Annotated in this window: 15 protein-coding genes; 2 read left to right on the forward strand and 13 right to left on the reverse strand. The window is 69.1% G+C overall.

Annotated features, from left to right (window positions below):
* Window positions 1-12 precede the first annotated feature (12 nt).
* Entirely contained in the window at window positions 13-1701 is a 1689-nt protein-coding gene (locus BMW87_RS23560; RefSeq protein WP_093057667.1) for a WS/DGAT/MGAT family O-acyltransferase, read from the reverse strand.
* A gap of 211 nt (window positions 1702-1912) precedes the next feature.
* Here BMW87_RS23560 and BMW87_RS23565 point away from each other — a divergent pair, with 211 nt between their 5' ends.
* Complete coding sequence (locus BMW87_RS23565) at window positions 1913-3976, forward strand: prolyl oligopeptidase family serine peptidase (RefSeq protein WP_093078963.1); 2064 nt, start codon at window positions 1913-1915, stop codon at window positions 3974-3976.
* The gene (rocF, locus tag BMW87_RS23570; protein WP_093078965.1) at window positions 3976-4905 is read left to right on the forward strand and encodes an arginase; all 930 of its coding nucleotides are present in this window, start codon (window positions 3976-3978) and stop codon (window positions 4903-4905) included. Before BMW87_RS23565 ends, rocF begins: the two co-directional genes overlap by 1 nt.
* Before the next feature lie 12 nt (window positions 4906-4917).
* On the opposite strand, the gene BMW87_RS23575 is transcribed toward rocF, so the two are convergent.
* Genes BMW87_RS23575 through BMW87_RS23630 form a run of 12 tightly spaced genes read right to left on the reverse strand, consistent with a single transcriptional unit; the run spans window position 4918 to window position 15133 of the window.
* Window positions 4918-5469 (reverse strand): DUF805 domain-containing protein, encoded by a 552-nt coding sequence (locus BMW87_RS23575; protein ID WP_093057670.1) that lies wholly within the window; start codon window positions 5467-5469, stop codon window positions 4918-4920.
* 50 nt (window positions 5470-5519) lie between these two features.
* Complete coding sequence (locus BMW87_RS23580) at window positions 5520-6884, reverse strand: DUF58 domain-containing protein (protein ID WP_093078967.1); 1365 nt, start codon at window positions 6882-6884, stop codon at window positions 5520-5522.
* An 8-nt stretch (window positions 6885-6892) separates the two neighbouring features.
* Window positions 6893-7888 carry an AAA family ATPase gene (locus tag BMW87_RS23585; protein WP_093078969.1) on the reverse strand — a complete coding sequence of 332 codons (996 nt, stop codon included), beginning with the start codon at window positions 7886-7888 and terminating at the stop codon, window positions 6893-6895.
* A 14-nt stretch (window positions 7889-7902) separates the two neighbouring features.
* On the reverse strand, window positions 7903-9144 hold the full coding sequence (locus BMW87_RS23590; RefSeq protein ID WP_093078971.1) for a DUF4350 domain-containing protein: 1242 nt from the start codon (window positions 9142-9144) through the stop codon (window positions 7903-7905).
* Window positions 9141-9929 carry a DUF4129 domain-containing protein gene (locus BMW87_RS23595; protein WP_256216884.1) on the reverse strand — a complete coding sequence of 263 codons (789 nt, stop codon included), beginning with the start codon at window positions 9927-9929 and terminating at the stop codon, window positions 9141-9143. Before BMW87_RS23595 ends, BMW87_RS23590 begins: the two co-directional genes overlap by 4 nt.
* Window positions 9916-10647, reverse strand: coding sequence for a hypothetical protein (locus BMW87_RS23600; RefSeq protein WP_093078972.1), 732 nt, complete (start codon window positions 10645-10647; stop codon window positions 9916-9918). The genes BMW87_RS23595 and BMW87_RS23600 overlap by 14 nt, the downstream gene beginning before the upstream one ends.
* Window positions 10637-11629 (reverse strand): stage II sporulation protein M, encoded by a 993-nt coding sequence (locus tag BMW87_RS23605; RefSeq protein WP_093078974.1) that lies wholly within the window; start codon window positions 11627-11629, stop codon window positions 10637-10639. The genes BMW87_RS23600 and BMW87_RS23605 overlap by 11 nt, the downstream gene beginning before the upstream one ends.
* Window positions 11626-12345 carry an RDD family protein gene (locus BMW87_RS23610; protein WP_093057676.1) on the reverse strand — a complete coding sequence of 240 codons (720 nt, stop codon included), beginning with the start codon at window positions 12343-12345 and terminating at the stop codon, window positions 11626-11628. Before BMW87_RS23610 ends, BMW87_RS23605 begins: the two co-directional genes overlap by 4 nt.
* A 15-nt stretch (window positions 12346-12360) precedes the next feature.
* Window positions 12361-12879, reverse strand: a complete 519-nt coding sequence (locus BMW87_RS23615) for an RDD family protein (protein WP_093057677.1) — start codon at window positions 12877-12879, stop codon at window positions 12361-12363.
* 38 nt (window positions 12880-12917) lie between these two features.
* Window positions 12918-13943, reverse strand: a complete 1026-nt coding sequence (locus tag BMW87_RS23620; RefSeq protein ID WP_093078975.1) for an FUSC family protein — start codon at window positions 13941-13943, stop codon at window positions 12918-12920.
* Window positions 13940-14413, reverse strand: a complete 474-nt coding sequence (locus tag BMW87_RS23625) for a MarR family winged helix-turn-helix transcriptional regulator (protein ID WP_093078977.1) — start codon at window positions 14411-14413, stop codon at window positions 13940-13942. The genes BMW87_RS23620 and BMW87_RS23625 overlap by 4 nt, the downstream gene beginning before the upstream one ends.
* Before the next feature lie 42 nt (window positions 14414-14455).
* Window positions 14456-15133, reverse strand: coding sequence for a DUF2242 domain-containing protein (locus BMW87_RS23630; protein ID WP_371258849.1), 678 nt, complete (start codon window positions 15131-15133; stop codon window positions 14456-14458).
* Window positions 15134-15169: the final 36 nt, after the last annotated feature.

Consider the following 15169-nt stretch of genomic DNA (forward strand, 5'->3'; position numbering starts at 1 on the left):
TCCGTGCGCCGATCATGCCGCAGCGGCCCTGGGGCTGCCGGAGCGCTTGGCCGGCGCGGCCTTGCGGGCCGGCGGCTTGGGCGTGGCTTTCTTTGCCGCGGTCCTGACCGGTGCCTTTGCAGCTGCTTTCACGGGCGCCTTCTTCGCTGCGACCTTGACTGGAGCCTTCTTGCGCGCGGCAGGTTTCTTCTTTGCAGCGGCGACGGGCGCGTGCCCGGCCTCGTCCGACGGCTCCTCGATCGTCTTCGCCGGCACCGGCGCGGGCGCTGCACCGGCGGCGGCCGGGTGCTTCTGCGTCAGCTCCATCAACAGCTTGTGCTCGGCCAGCAGGTAGTCGCCGATCTCGGTGATGTCGGGCACGGCGCGGCGGCAGGCGATCAGGCCGTAGTCCATGCGGCCGTTGTAGCTCTGCACCGTGACGTTGAGCGCCGTGCCGTGGCTGGCGATCGACACCGGGTAGTAGCAGGTGACGAGCGCGCCCGCGAAGTACATCGGGAACGGCGCGCCGGCCACGTTCGAGATAGCCACGTTGGCCGCAGGCGGCAGCAGGTTGACGATGCCGGAGCGCCCCACCATCGACGCGATGCCCGACACCAGCCAGGGCGCGGCGAAGGTCGGGAAGTCGTCGAGGATCACGGCCTTGAAGCGGTTCATGGTCGACTTCGACGAGGTCGACGACGCGTTGATCGCCTTCAGCCGCTGCACCGGGTCGGTGATGTCGGTGGCCAGGCTCACGAGGATCATGCTGGCCTGGTTGTTGGCTGTCTGGTCGCCCGCTTCGCGCAGACTCACCGGTACGCCGGCCACCAGCGGCTTGGCCGGCAGCTCGTTGTTGTCGGCCAGGTAGTGGCGCAGCGCGCCGGCCACCGTGGCCATGACCACGTCGTTGAGCGACACGCCGAAGTGCTTGGCGATGTACTTGGTCTCGGCCAGCGAGATGGTGCGGCCGGCAAAGGTGCGCTGGTTGGTGATCGACACGTTGAGCGAGGTGCGCGGCGCGAAGAGGTTGAACTTCTTCGGTGCGGCGGCCGTGTCCTTCTCGGCCGCCTTCTCGTCGGGCTTGGCGAGGCCGCCGATGGCGCGCGCGATGGCGGGCGCCATCTTGAAGAGCTTCACGTACTGCTGCGCGGTGTTGCGCAGCGCAGCGGTGGCGAGTTCGGCCATGCCCAGCTGGTAGCCGCTGCTGCGCGGACGCGAACGCGGCGGCTTCACCACGCGGCCGGTGGCCTCGAGGTCGAAGATGGCCTTGCCTACTTCCACGCCGGCCTGTCCGTCGATGCCCGCATGGTGCACCTTGGTGTAGAGCGCCGCCTGGCCGCTCTTGAGGCCGTCGATGATGTAGAACTCCCACATCGGCCGGCTGCGGTCGATCAGCGAGGAATGCAGCCGGGCCACGTATTGCTGCAACTGCCGGTTGGTTCCGGGCTTGGGCAGCGTGATGTGGCGCACGTGATAGTCGAGGTCGATGTCGTCGTCCTCGACCCACACCGGGTTGGTCATGTCGAAGGGCATCAGCGCGAGCTTGCGCGTGAACACGTCGGCCAGGTGGATGCGGCTGGCCATGAAGTTCTTGGCGTCTTCGTAGAAGTCGCCCTTGTAGCCCTTGGGCAGGTCGAGCACGTTCAGGGAGCCCACGTGCATCGGCATTTCCGGCGTTTCCAGGTGCAGGAAGGTGGCATCAAGACCGCTCAGGTGTTTCATGTGTTGTGTCTCCTTGGTGGGGCATGCGCCGCTAGGCAGGATAGCGCGGGCATCGCGTTCGTGGGCCTCTGGTTCTTCAGTGTTTCCACCGGGGGAAGGCACCCGCGAGACAGGGGTTTGCCCGAAGTAGCGAAAAAGTGCCAGGTGCCCGGCGGGCAGGGCAACAACTGCTCACATCGCCCGTTTCACACAGGCTCCGTACACTGCGGCCATGACATCCAGCCCCTCCCCGCAGCAGCATCAGGACGACAACCTCTGGCTCGAGGACATCGACGGCGAGAAGCAGCTCGACTGGGCGCGCGCGCAGAACGCGCTCACCGTGCAGGCCTATGCGCAGTCGCCCGCGTTCGAGGCGCTCCAGCAGGGCATCCTCGAGGTGCTCGACTCGGACGACCGCATTCCGATGGTCCGCAAGATCGGCCCGCGCTTCTATTACAACTTCTGGCGCGACAAGGATCACACCAAGGGCCTGTGGCGCCGCACCACGCTCGATGAATACCGCAAGCCGCAGCCCGTGTGGGAGACGGTGATCGACCTCGACGCGCTGGCCGCAGCCGACAAGGAGAACTGGGTCTGGCACGGCGCCGACTGCCTGGAGCCCGACTACAGGCGCTGCCTGATCTCGCTGTCGCGCGGCGGCGCCGATGCCGACGTGGTGCGCGAGTTCGACCTCGAAACCAAGCAGTTCGTCGAAGGCGGCTTCTCGCTGCCCGAGGCCAAGAACCACGTGGGCTGGAAAGACATCGACCACCTCTATGTGGCCACCGACTTCGGCCCCGGCTCGATGACCAGCTCCAGCTACCCGCGCATCGTGAAGGAATGGAAGCGCGGCACGCCGCTGGCCGGCGCGGTGACGGTGTACGAAGGCGCGCACGAGGACATGTCCGTCAGCGCCTACCGCGACAACTCGCCCGGCTTCGAACGCGACTTCGTCTCGCGCCAGATCGACTTCTACGAAAGCGAAACCTGGCTGCGCGGCGCCGACGGCAAGCTCGCCAAGATCGACGTGCCCGACGATTCGCTGGCCGAGATCACGCGCGAGTGGATGCTGATCGAGCCGCGCACCGACTGGACCGTGGGCGGCACCACCTTCAAGTCGGGCTCGCTGCTGGCCGCGAAGTTCGACGACTACATGGCGGGCCGGCGCGAGCTCACCGTGTTGTTCGAGCCCGACGACACGACCGCACTCGACAGCCACTCGTGGACGCGCAACCACCTGATCGTCAACGTGATGCACGACGTGGTGAACCGCCTCGAAGTGCTCACGCCGCCATCGAACGGCAAAGGTGCGTGGACGCGTGAAAGCCTCGGCGGCGCGCCCGCGCTCTCCACCATCGCGGCGGGCGGCATCGACGAGGACGAGAACGACGACTACTTCCTCACCGTGAGCGGCTTCCTGCAGCCGACCACGCTCTACATTGGCACCATCGGCCAGGGCGAGCCCGAGGTGCTGAAGGACAGCCCCGCCTTCTTCGACGCCTCGCGCTATCGCGTGAGCCAGCATTTCACGACCTCGAAGGACGGCACGCGCGTGCCCTACTTCGAGATTGCGGCCAAAGACCTGCAGGCCAACGGCAAGAACCCCACGCTGCAGTACGCGTATGGCGGCTTCGAGATTTCATTGCAGCCGAGCTACAGCGGCAGCATCGGCCGTGCGTGGCTCGACAAGGGCGGCGTGTACGTCATCGCCAACATCCGCGGCGGCGGCGAGTACGGCCCGCGCTGGCACCAGGCCGCACTGCAGGAGAACCGGCTGCGTACCTGCGAAGACTTCGCGGCCGTGTCCGAAGACCTGTTCGCCCGAAAGATCACTTCGCCCGGGCACCTGGGCGCGATGGGCGGCAGCAACGGCGGCCTGCTGATGGGCAACATGCTCACGCTGTACCCGAAGCTCTACGGCGCCGTCGTGAGCGAGGTGGCGCTGCTCGACATGCGGCGCTACACGCACCTGTCGGCGGGCGCCTCGTGGATCGCGGAATACGGCGACCCCGACCAGCCCGACGAGTGGGAATTCATCCAGACCTTCTCGCCCTACGAGAACGCGAAGCCGGGCCAAGCATACCCGCCCGCCCTCTTCACCACCTCCACGCGCGACGACCGCGTGGGCCCGGTGCATGCGCGCAAGATGCACGCAAAGATGGTGGCGCTGGGGTACGACAGCAGCTTCTACGAGAACCTGGAAGGCGGCCACAGCGCTGCAACGGACAACAAGGAATCCGCTTTCATGGACGCACTGGGCTACGCGTACCTGTGGCAACACCTGGAGAAGCCGTGATGAGCAACGTCAGCAGCACCCCCGTCACCCTCGAACTGATCGGCGCGCCGACCGACATCGGCGCCAGCGTGCGCGGCGCCGGCATGGGGCCCGACGCGCTGCGCGTTGCGGGCCTGCCCGAGGCGCTGGTGCGGCAGGGCTACACAGTCATCGACCGCGGCAACCTCGCGGGCCCGGCCACGCCCTGGGCGCCGCCGACCAACGGGTTGCGCCACCTCGACGAAGTGATCGCCTGGAACCGCTCGGTGTACGCGGCCGTCGACACCGCGCTGGGTGCCAGCAACGTGCCGGTGATGCTGGGCGGTGACCATTGCCTGGCCATCGGCTCGATCAGCGCGGTCGCGTGGCATGCGCGCAAGCGCGGCAAGAAGCTGCGCGTGCTGTGGCTCGACGCGCACTCCGACGTCAACACCGAGACCACGAGCCCCAGCGGCAACCTGCACGGCATGCCGGTGTCATGCCTGCTGGGCCACGGGCCGGCCGTGCTCACGGGCTGGAGCGGCGAGCGCGCGGCGCTGCAGCACGACGCCATCCGCTTCATCGGCATCCGCAGCGTGGACGGCGACGAGAAGGAAGCCATTCGCACGCTGGGCCTGAGCGTGTTCGACATGCGCCACATCGACGAGCACGGCATGCGCACGACCATGACAGAGGCACTGCAGGACGTGGACGAAGACACGCACCTGCACGTGAGCTTCGACCTCGACTGCCTCGACCCGGCGGACGCGCCCGGCGTGGGCACCGGCGTGCGCGGCGGGCCGACCTACCGCGAGATGCAGCTGTGCATGGAAATGATCGCGGACACCGGGCGGCTGGGCTCGCTCGACGTGGTGGAGCTGAACCCGGCGCTCGATGTGCGCAACCAGACGGCGGAAGTGGCCGTCGAACTCATCGAGAGCCTCTTCGGCAAGTCGACGCTGGTGCGCTAGGAGTTCTTCAGGTCAGGGGCGCTCGACCTGCGCGGCCTTGGCCCGCGTCACGTAGCCCTGGTAGGCCGGCAGCGCAATGGCCGCGACGATGCCGAGCCCCACGATGACGGGCAGCAGCCATGCGCCGATCAGCACGCCGGTGGTGTTGGGCGGCGGCGGCGCGCCGAAGCGGTTGCTGCCCTTGGTGCCCGACTTGAAGATCCAGATCAGCGCGACCAGCGGGATCAGCGCCAGGAACAGCATCCAGCCCGACCAGTCCATGTCGTGCGAGCGCTGGATGCCCGTGAGCACGTAGAAGACGAAGTACGGAATCGCGAGCAGGAAGGTCAGCGCCACGATCAGCCCCTCGGAACGCCCGAGGCCGGCGATGCCGAGGATGAAACCCAGCAAGGTGGCCGCGACGATGAAGATGATGTACGAAAACATCGTGTACGCCAGGAAGCGCGCCCGCCCGATGCGGCCCTTGGCGGACCACAGCTTCACGGGCTGGACGCCCGCATCGCCCTCGTACACATCGGCTACCGTGGCGCGGGGCGCGGCATAGGGATTGGTCATCTCGGTCATGTGCTTTTCTCTCTCCTCTGTTGTGAAGTTCACATTTTGGGCAAAGACCTTTACAAAAGACCAGCCCTTTTGACGGCGTGATAGCGGTTCACCAACGCTACCGCGAGGTCGGCCGGCTCCACGTCTACCGAGAGCGGATCGTTGCCGACCACCCGCGCAAAAGCATCGCGGCGCGACTGCTCGAACAGATGCGCCGCCGCAACATCGACGGCGTCGCGCGCATGCACCAGCGGCTGGCTGGCGATGCGGCCGAGCACGCGCTCGCGCAGGCTCGCGACCAGCACGAGGTGCTTGCGGCGCAGCAGCTTGATTGCAGGGCGCAGCTCGGCCGCGTCCTCGTCGCGGAAGTTGGTCAGCACGATGACCAGTGCGCGCCGTTTCTGCACGCGCAGCATTTCCTGCGCGGCCAGGAGGTAGTCCGAATGGGTGGCGCCGGGCTGGATGTCGTGCAGCCGGTTCATCAGCGCGTTGAGGGTGGCGGTGCCCTTGCGCGGGGCGAAGTCGCGCCGCTCTTCGGCAGGGCAGCCGAAAGTCATGGCGCCGACCTCGTCGCCTTCCTTCAGCGCCACGTAGCTCAGCAGCATCAGCGCATTGAGCGCCTCATCGAAGTGGCTGTTGGCCTTCAGCGCCAGCGCGCCCTCGTCGGCGCGCATGCGGCGGCCGCAGTCGAGCAGGAACAGCACGCACTGGTCGCGGTCGTCCTGGAACTCGCGCACGATGGGCCGGCGCTGGCGCTGCGTGGCTTTCCAGTCGATGTGGCGCAGCGAGTCGCCGGTCTTGTAGTCAGAAAGTTGACGGAAGTCGGTGCCGAGCCCGCGCTGCGCATAGGTCTTGATGCCGATCTGCGCCAGCCGCCGGTCGCCCGACAGCCACGCGTAGCGCGCCAGCGCGGCGAAGTTGGGATACACGCGCAGCCGGCGCGGTTCGCCCAGCGTCTGGCGCATGTCGAAGCAGCCGAAGCGGGTACGCCAGCGCAGCTGGGTGGCGCCGAATTGCGCGACGCCGCGCTGCGTTGCGGTAGCGGTGTAGCGCAGCGCAACCTGCGAGAGCGCCGGCACGGCGACGGTCTGCGGCAGGCCCTCGAAGGTGAAGTGGGCGTCGAGCTCGTCGAACACCGACACCTGCCAGGCCTGCGCGCCTTCGTTCACCAGCGTGAGCGTGAGCACCGTGGGCACGCCGAGCGAGAAGGCGCCGGGCAGGCTGCGCTCGATGCGCAACGGCGCGGCGCGCCACAGGCGCAGGCTCTGCCAGAGATCGACGCCCGCCAGCACGAGCCCCAGCGCAAGCAGCACGCCCGCCGCGATGGCGACGTAGCCCACCGGCACGCCCAGCAGCAGCGCCACGGACGCGGCCACGGTCAGGCCGGCCAGCGCCAGCACGGCCGCACGCGCGGGGATCGGAACAGCAGCGCGCATCCGCGGGCCTAGAGCCTTGGTGCCTCTACGCTGTCGCGGGCGGCGCGCAGCAGGGTGTCGACGCCCAGGCCTTCGAGCTGCGCGTCGGGCGAGATCATCACGCGGTGCCGCAGTGCGGGCAGCGCCTGGCGCGCCACGTCGTCGGGCGTGATGAAGTCGCGCCCGGCCATCAGCGCGGCGGCGCGGGCGGCGCGCACCAGGGCCATGGTTCCGCGCGGCCCGGCGCCGGACGAGAGGCCCGGCCAGTCGCGCGTGGCGCGCGCGATGCGCACCGCGTAGTCGATCACGCGCTCGTCGGCCTGCACCAGGCAGGCCAGCCGCTGCAGTTCGAGCACCTGCGCCTCGTCGAGGCAGGGGCGCACGGCCTCGAGCGGAAACTGGTTGCCGGCACGCTGGCGCGTGGTCAGCTGCACGATGGCGTTCTCTTCGCTGTGGCTCGGAAAGCCGATGTCGATCTTCAGCAGGAAGCGGTCGAGCTGTGCCTCCGGAAGCGGGTAGGTGCCTTCGGTGTCTATCGGGTTCTGCGTGGCCATCACCATGAATGGGCGCGGCAGCGGCATGGCCGTGCCTTCGAGCGTGACCTGGTACTCCTGCATGACTTCGAGCAGCGCGCTCTGGGTCTTGGCCGGCGCGCGGTTGATTTCGTCGGCCAGCAGCAGGTTGGTGAACACCGGGCCCTGGTGCACGCGCAGCGTGCCGAGGCTGCTCTCGCCGCGCGCGGCGAGGTCGAGCACCGCGTGGCCCGTGATGTCCGAGGGCATCAGGTCGGGGGTGAACTGCACGCGCGCATAGCGCAGCGTCATGGCCTGCGCCAGCGCCCGGGCAAGCAGGGTCTTGCCGAGCCCCGGCACGCCTTCGATCAGCACGTGGCCCGAAGCAACCAGCGCAATCAGCGTCTGGTCGACCGCCTCGAGCTGGCCGACCACGGCCTGGCCGACCTCGGCGCGCAGCGTCTGCAGCCACTGGGCCGCACGCGTCAGTTCTTCGGGTTGGATGGCTTGCATGAGCGTCTCTCGGTTCAGGATGTGGTTGAAGAAGAAGGTGAAGGCATGAACGGCCCGTGGGCGTCGAGCCGCCGGCGCGCGGTTTCCAGCACCTCCAGGTCGACCGACATGGCGCCGGCATGGCGAGCCCGCTCGCCCATCGCCCGAACGAGCATGGCCGCCTCCAGCCCGGTGGCCTGCGCGATGGCGGCGGCGCGCGCGGCGGCATCGCGGCGCGCATAGCCGCGCAGCTGGCGGCCGGCGGATTCGTTCAGCGCGCGCAGCTGCGCGGCGTGCAGCGCGTCGGCGCCGTGCATGTGCAGGAAGCCGGCGGTGCCGCGCACCTGCTCGGCCATGGAACGCCGATGCGTGCCGGCCGAGGGCGCCAGCGGCCCGAAGCGCACGGCCGCTCGCCAAAGCGCAACAGCCAGCGCCAGCAGGCCCACGAGCAGGGCCGCCCAGCCCTTGTTCCAGATCCAGCGCAGGAAGGGTTCGCGCGTTTCCTCGGCAACGAACCAGACTTCGGCGCCGCTGCGCGCCTGCACCGCGGCAACGGCGAACAGCGCGTTGTCGCCGCGCGTCAGGCTCGCGTTGTGCCACAGGCCCCAGGGCATCACGGTGACGGTGCCGCGGCCGACCTGCACGCGGATCGCTTCGGTGCCTTTCGCGCCGAGCACGGTCCACAGGGGCGGCGGCTGCTTGTCGGCGGGCCGGTAGCGCGCTGGCGACCACCAGGTACAGATGCGGAAGCTGCGGCCACCTGTGAAGCTCGCGGGCACGGTTTCGGGCTCGGTCACCGCATGGCAATCCGCGTCCTTGGCGGGTTCGGCAAATTGCGACTTGGGCAGTCGCTTCCTGGGTCTGGACGGCTCTTTCGACTCTTTCTTCTCGTCCCCGGCGGGCGGCTTTTCGCGGACCAGCGGGATCCAGCCTTCAAGCAGGTCGCTGTTGACGAGGTGGCTGGGCATCACGAGGTGCCCGCCCTGCTCGACCCATTGGCGCAGGCGCTGTTCGCGCTCGGGGAACATGTCCCAGTGGCTGGAGGCGAGCACCAGCCGTGCCTGCGCGGGAGGCATGGTGTCGAGGCTGTCGTGCTTGACCACCTGGACGCCGAGCTCGCGCAGCATCACCTGCGCGCCGTAGAACGAATTCTTCTTGGCCTCGCCGCTCGCGGGCGTCGGTATTTCGGTGTCGGCCCATTCGGTGGCGGAGACCAGCCAGAAGCCGATTGCCGCCAGCACGAGCACCGAGCCGATGCGAACCAGCCAGGCGTTCATGCGACGGCGCCCTTCAGATCGGCGACGGCCGGCACGGCGGCGGAAAGGTGCCGATCGAACTCGCCGCAGACCGCCAGCACCTGCGCGGTGGAAGGCAGCCGACCGCCGTACGCCCCCAGTTGCCAGACCCCGACCAGCCGCACGAAGAAGGCCTGTGCATCGGGCGCCAGCCGGGTCGCGGAGAGCAGCATGCATTCGCCCTCGGTGCTCGCGGCTCGCACCGGCACCCCGTGCGCGTGCACGAGGCGCGACAGTGCACCGCGGTACAGCAGCGACAGTGCGGGCCGGTGCTGGCCGCGCTGCCAGAGTGCGGCCGCGGCATTGCCGATGTCGTCGGGCAGGCTTTCGGGCCGGATGTCGAGGCTGCCGACATGGCTGGGCAGCAGTTCCTTGCCGGGCCGGGCACCGCCGGCACGCACCTGCATCCAGCGGCGCAGGCGAACCACCAGCCAGGCCAGCGCCAGCGCGCCCAGCCCCCAGATGAGCCAGCGCGCGCCCTCGGCCACCGACCTGATGAAATCGCGCAGCCAGTCGAGGCTGTCGGTCTTCTTCTCGGGTTCGTCTTCCTCTTCGTCGTCGCGTTCCTTGAAGCGCAGCTTTCTTTCGGTCTTGGTGCCGGGCATGTTCGGATCGGCGCGGACCTTGTCGACTGCGGTCTTCACCTGTTCGCGGGTCGGGGCCTCGGCAGCGACTGCCGGCGGCGTCATCGCGACGATGGCGCACACAGCCAACACAGCCGCCGCGATACGAAGTGCGCAAAGCCTGGAGGTGTCAGCGGAACCCACGGCGGAACTCCTGCTCGATGTCCCACGCTTCGAGCTCTACCCGGCGGTTGAGGTACATCGCAAAACCGGCCGCCACGTAGAACGGCTCCAGCACGCCGACGACGAGCGCATAGGCCCCCGCCGTCAGCAGGCTCTGCAGCGGAACGTCCGACTGCGTGAGCCAACCGAACAGATCCTTCGCGCTGCCCTCCGGCGCGAACCAGAACAGCAGCGACAGCAGGCAGATGTCGAGCGCCATCTCCACGTTGGCGAACACCATCTGCATGCCCGTAGCCGCGCCGCGCCGTCCGCGCAGCAACTGCGTGCGCCGCTTGCGCCGGGCGCTGCCGCGCTGGCCTTCGAGCTGGTCGATTGCCTGTGTGAATGAACGCCAGGGCGAAAACCGCCGCCACAGCAGCGTGCGCAGCAGTTGCCCGCCCCACACCGCGCGGCGGTTTTGCCAGAGGTCGGACCAGCGCGTCTCCTGCCCGAACACCGCGCGCGAATGAACGAACAGCAGGCTGCGGTCGAACCAGGGCTTGAGCCAGAAGATCAGCAGGCTGGGCAGCCAGCCGGCGATCTCGACCGTGCAGAGCGCCAGCAGCACGGTCACGACGTACACCGGCAGGAAGGTTCGCCACACCGAGCGCGCATGGCTGCGCACCAGCTGGGCGCCCAGATCCGCAGCCTCGGCCATGGGCCGTGGTCGCAGCGCGATGGCGAGGCCGTCAACCTGCACGGTCTTCAGCCTTTGCAGCAGCAGCGGCGCGCGGCCGGCCCTGCCAGCCCAGGTACGCCAGCACCAGCACCCAGCAGGCGCCGCCCACGCCGTACTTCACGGCCGGCGCGATCCAACGCGCCGACGACCAGAAGGCCTCGATCGCGGCGGCGACCAGCAGCAGCCCGATGACGCCGTAGACGATCACCACGGCATGGCGCGCGGCCAGCCGCAGCGACTCGAGCCGCGTGTAGCGGCCGGGCGCAACCCACGCGTAGCCGAGCCGCAGGCCGGCCGCGCCCGCCAGCACGATGGCCGTGAGCTCGAAGGCCGAGTGCGTGATGACGAAGGAGCAGAAGTTCTCGGCATGCCCCGCCGCGATCAGGTAGCCGCCGACCGCGCCGATCTGCACGCCGTTGAACACCACCACCGCGGCACTGCCCACGCCGGCGAATATGCCGGCCGCGAAGCAGCGAAAGCCGATGCCGATGTTGTGCATGATGTAGAAGCCGAACATCTGCCAGTCGTCGCCCGCGCTGCGCGTGCGGCCCAGCGACTCGGCACTGTCGCTGTACATGGAATCGAACTGCTGCACGGCACTGGCATCGAGCAGGTGCAGGATGAAGCCCGGGTCGCGGTAGGCCGCCCAGCCCGCCGCCAACAGGGGCAGCAAGAACATCAGCGCGGACACCAGCAGGTAGACGCGATGCGCCCGCACCGCCTCGGGAAAGTCGACCAGCGCCAGCCGGGCGAAGCGCGCCAGACCGTAGTCGTGCTGCCGGTAGATCAGGCGGTGCGCACTCTGGGTCAGGCTTTCGAGCCGCTGGGTGAGGTGAATGGGGTAGGCGCGCGCCTGCGCCAGCGCCAGGTGCTCGCACACGCGGCGGTACAGCGTGGCGAGCCGCGCGCCGTCGAACTTGCGCTTGGTCTCGGCCACGCGGATGACGGCCTCGAGTTCGGTCCACAGCGGCGCGTAGGCTGCTTCGAAATCGAGTGGCGTCATCGCCCGCCTCCTCGCGCATCGGCGCCGGCGCGGCGGCCCAGCACCCACTGCGCAACGCCCAGCAGGCGTTGCGACGCGGAGGCGCCGGAAGTGTCGGGGCCCAGCACCGGTTCGGCGACGCGGGCGAGTTCGTCGAAGCGCTCGGGGGTCAGGCGCGTCGCGCGACCGGCCCACGAGACGATGGCCATCTGCTCGCGCGCCGACAGCGGCCGTGCGGGGGCCTGCGGTTCGGCCGCGGGCACCTCGCCGTGCAGGCTCACGTGGTCGCTGAACACCACCAGCGTGCCGGCGGCCAGGTCACCCAGCCGCTTGCTGTCGCGCCGCCACAGCATCGACACGATGCCCGCGCCGTAGAAGGCCGGCACGAAATCGGCCGCGCGCAGCAGGTTGCGGGTGAGCGCGGCGGCAGGCGTCACGGGCAGGCCCGAGTCCATCACCACGCGCAGCCCCATCACGCGCTTGCCGGGCGTGGCCGCCGCGCGCGTGAGTTCGAAGATCACGGGGTAGAGCCACTCGAGGCAGAAGTAGCTGATGAGCAGGATGCCGAAGCCCATCTTGCCCATCATGCCGACGGCGATGGAGATCACGGTGAAGATGCCGAGCCGGATCGCGAAGTCGATGAGATACGCCAGCCCGCGCGCGACGAGGCCGGCCGGGCGCAGCGAGAGCGCGATGCCTTCCGGGGTCTCGGCGGTGTAGAGCGTGTCGAGGCGCACTGGCGAAGCGCTCGCTCAGGCCTGCAACACGACGGTGTCGGCGATCTGGTCGTGCAGGCAGCGGCGCGACGCACGGAAGATAAAGAGGCTGTCGATCAGCACGTAGATCGGCCCGAGCAACGGCCAGATGGTCGTGAAGAACGCCGGGCCGTCGCGCAGGGCCAGGATGCGTCCGATCTGCGCCCGCGAACCATCGGGCCGGGCAATGCGGATCTTGAACAGCGCCTTGCCGATGGTCTGGCCGCGAGTGGCCAGCAGATAGCCGTGCAGAACGAGGTAGAGAACGATGCCGGAGGCCGCGCTGGAGATGCGTGGCTCCCAGAGTCCGAGGCCGTCGTCCTCCCAGAGGTTGATGGGTGTGAACTTCGCCAGGAGCCATATCACGGCGATGGAGATGCCGGCATCGAGCATCGCGGCGAGGAAGCGCGTGCCGCGCGTTGCGAGTTCGCCGGGCTGCGTCTGGCCCGGCTGCAGCACGTCCTCCACATGGGATTGCGGAGGCGCGTAGCGCGCGTCCTGCGACTGATCTTCCATGCCCGTCCCTCTCCGAAACGATTGATTTTCGGAAGATTCTAGTGGGTGGGCCGCTCCGGCAGTGGGCGAACAAGAGCACTCTGCAAGTTGCGCAGGTCGTCCAGCAGCAGGCTCAGGGGCGCGGCCAGGAGTGCATTCGACAGGGAGTCTTGCGACGCCTGCGCGCAGCGGTCGAGCCCATCGAGGTCCGGTGGCGTGCCCTTGCCCGCGAGCGCATCGGCCATGCCGGCGACTGCGGCACCGGCAGCCTGCGCCGCTTCGCGCCATGCGGCGTCGGCCTGCGCGCCCTGCATCTGCCGGAACACACGATCCAGCACCACGGCGTCCTGGAAGATGCGCGCCGCCAGCCGGGCCTTGTCGCGATAGGCGCTGCGCCCCCCGGCGGTGCCGCGGCGCCACCACCGCGCCTCCAGGTCAGCGCCGCCGGCCAGCACGGCCAGCCGGCCCAGCGACGCGCGCGTGCCCGCGTGAATGCGCTCCGCCTCGGCACCGGCAGGCCTTCGCGCAGCGGCCATGCGTTTCGCGATGCCGTGCAGCAACGCGGCGCAGCCCTCGTCGAAACGCGCGCCCGCGTGGTACTCGGACACGAGCGTCGAAACCGCCAGCGCCACTCCCACGCCGATGCCGATCTGCGCCATGCGCAGCAGCGCAACCTGCAGCGCCGAATGGCCGGGAATACCGCCGGCCGACAGGATGATCAACGCGGCCACCGGTGCGCTGCGCAAGCCCGGCGCGGCCGCGCTGGCAAACGCCAGCAACATGACGACGGCAAGCGTGGTCGCCAGCATCGGCGCGCCGTGGTGCTGCAGATAGACACCGGCCAGGCCGCACAGCGCGCCGGCGGCCGTGCCGCTCACGCGGTTCCATCCGGCATCGAGCGTGGAGCCGGCGCTCGGGCGCATGACGATCAGCACGCTCATCACCGCCCAGAAACTTTCGGGCAGGTGCAACGCTGTGGCTACACCCCAGGCGATGGCCACCGCCGCTGCCAGTTGTACGCCGGGACGCCAGCGGCCGTGGCGCCAGGGGCCAGTCAGGCGTTGCAGTGCCGGGGCGCCGTTCATGCTCCTGGCGCCGGTGGATCGCTGCTTTCCAGCGCGGCGGCGATGCCGTCGATCAGCCCGCAGGCCCGCAGCAGCAAGGCGCGCTGATCGGCATCGAGCGTGGCGCTGATCACCTCGGCCAATGCCGCCTCGCGCGAACGCATGAGCGCCTTCAGGCGGCGTATGCCCTCGGCCGTGAGAGACAGCAGCCATTGGCGCCCATCTGTCGGGTGCGGCGTTCGGCCGATCCAGCCTTCGGCTTCCAGCTCGGCCAGCAGCCGGGTCAGCGACTGGAGCTTGACGCGTTCGAGCCCTGCCAGCGTGGTGGGCGTGCACGGCCCATGCCGATGCAACTGGCCGAGCACGCTGAGCTTGGCCACGCTAGGGCCGTCGGGCGCGGCGCTGCCGCTGCGCAACTGGCGCGTCAGCTGCGACACCGAAGTGCGAAGGCGCGAGGCGCATTGCGCCGGATCCGGGATGGTGGAAGCCATGCCCAGATTGTAAGACGTATCTTGGTACTTTGGAGCCCGGCGTCAGCCCCGGTTCGGCGACGAGTTCACCGGATAGGTGACGGCGGGCTGGGCAGCGGCGGGAGCAGGCGGCGAGGCGACCGGCGTTGTTTCCGCGGGCGCCCCGGCTTCGTCCTCCGCTTCCGGGCCTTCGAGGAAACGGTCGAGCAGCGCGAAGAAGCGGTCGTAGAAGCGCTCGTCGGTCAGCGTTTCGCTCGCGACCTTCACCATCGCGTCGTCGCTGCCCGAGAACGGCAGCGAGAGCGAGCCGATCGCGCCCACGCCCAGGCTGGCCGAGTTGTTCACCTTCTTGATGCCATAGCGGTCCTGCAGCGCGGTCGCAAAAGCCACGGTGCTCTTGCTGGCCTTGCCGCTTCTTGTGCTCTCGCGAGCGCAGACCACCCGGAACTCGACCTCGACATGCACCTCGGCCGCCGGCTGGAAGCTCTTGCGCCCGGTCACGAGGTCGGCGTTGGCAGCCGTGATCATGTAGCCCTGGCTCAGCAGCGCGCGGCGCGCGGCCTCGCAGGTCTGGGCCTCGGTGGCCTCGTAGTCGCGGGTATGGGTGGTGGTCGAGCCGAAGGCTTCGGGCTCGTAGTTCACACGGCGCGATGTGCTGCCGCAGCCGGCAAGTACAAGGGCGGACAGCAGGCCGAGTACGAGAACCCGGGCGCGAACAACTGGGAAAGAAGTGAGGTGCATGGACGGCATGGAGCGGCGAATGCTAACCGGCGCCTT

Source organism: Variovorax sp. OV084 (genome assembly GCF_900111625.1).
Classification (GTDB): Bacteria; Pseudomonadota; Gammaproteobacteria; order Burkholderiales; family Burkholderiaceae_C; genus Variovorax.

What these genes read in the sequence shown, in the direction of transcription:
- rocF (WP_093078965.1), top strand. Translation starts at nt 3,976, where the DNA reads ATGAGCAACGTCAGCAGCACCCCCGTCACCCTCGAACTGATCGGCGCG.
- BMW87_RS23575 (WP_093057670.1), bottom strand. Translation starts at nt 5,469, where the DNA reads ATGACCGAGATGACCAATCCCTATGCCGCGCCCCGCGCCACGGTAGCC.
- BMW87_RS23615 (WP_093057677.1), bottom strand. Translation starts at nt 12,879, where the DNA reads ATGGAAGATCAGTCGCAGGACGCGCGCTACGCGCCTCCGCAATCCCAT.
- BMW87_RS23580 (WP_093078967.1), bottom strand. Translation starts at nt 6,884, where the DNA reads ATGCGCGCTGCTGTTCCGATCCCCGCGCGTGCGGCCGTGCTGGCGCTG.
- BMW87_RS23625 (WP_093078977.1), bottom strand. Translation starts at nt 14,413, where the DNA reads ATGGCTTCCACCATCCCGGATCCGGCGCAATGCGCCTCGCGCCTTCGC.
- BMW87_RS23560 (WP_093057667.1), bottom strand. Translation starts at nt 1,701, where the DNA reads ATGAAACACCTGAGCGGTCTTGATGCCACCTTCCTGCACCTGGAAACG.
- BMW87_RS23620 (WP_093078975.1), bottom strand. Translation starts at nt 13,943, where the DNA reads ATGAACGGCGCCCCGGCACTGCAACGCCTGACTGGCCCCTGGCGCCAC.
- BMW87_RS23605 (WP_093078974.1), bottom strand. Translation starts at nt 11,629, where the DNA reads ATGACGCCACTCGATTTCGAAGCAGCCTACGCGCCGCTGTGGACCGAA.
- BMW87_RS23585 (WP_093078969.1), bottom strand. Translation starts at nt 7,888, where the DNA reads ATGCAAGCCATCCAACCCGAAGAACTGACGCGTGCGGCCCAGTGGCTG.
- BMW87_RS23630 (WP_371258849.1), bottom strand. Translation starts at nt 15,133, where the DNA reads ATGCACCTCACTTCTTTCCCAGTTGTTCGCGCCCGGGTTCTCGTACTC.
- BMW87_RS23590 (WP_093078971.1), bottom strand. Translation starts at nt 9,144, where the DNA reads ATGAACGCCTGGCTGGTTCGCATCGGCTCGGTGCTCGTGCTGGCGGCA.
- BMW87_RS23565 (WP_093078963.1), top strand. Translation starts at nt 1,913, where the DNA reads ATGACATCCAGCCCCTCCCCGCAGCAGCATCAGGACGACAACCTCTGG.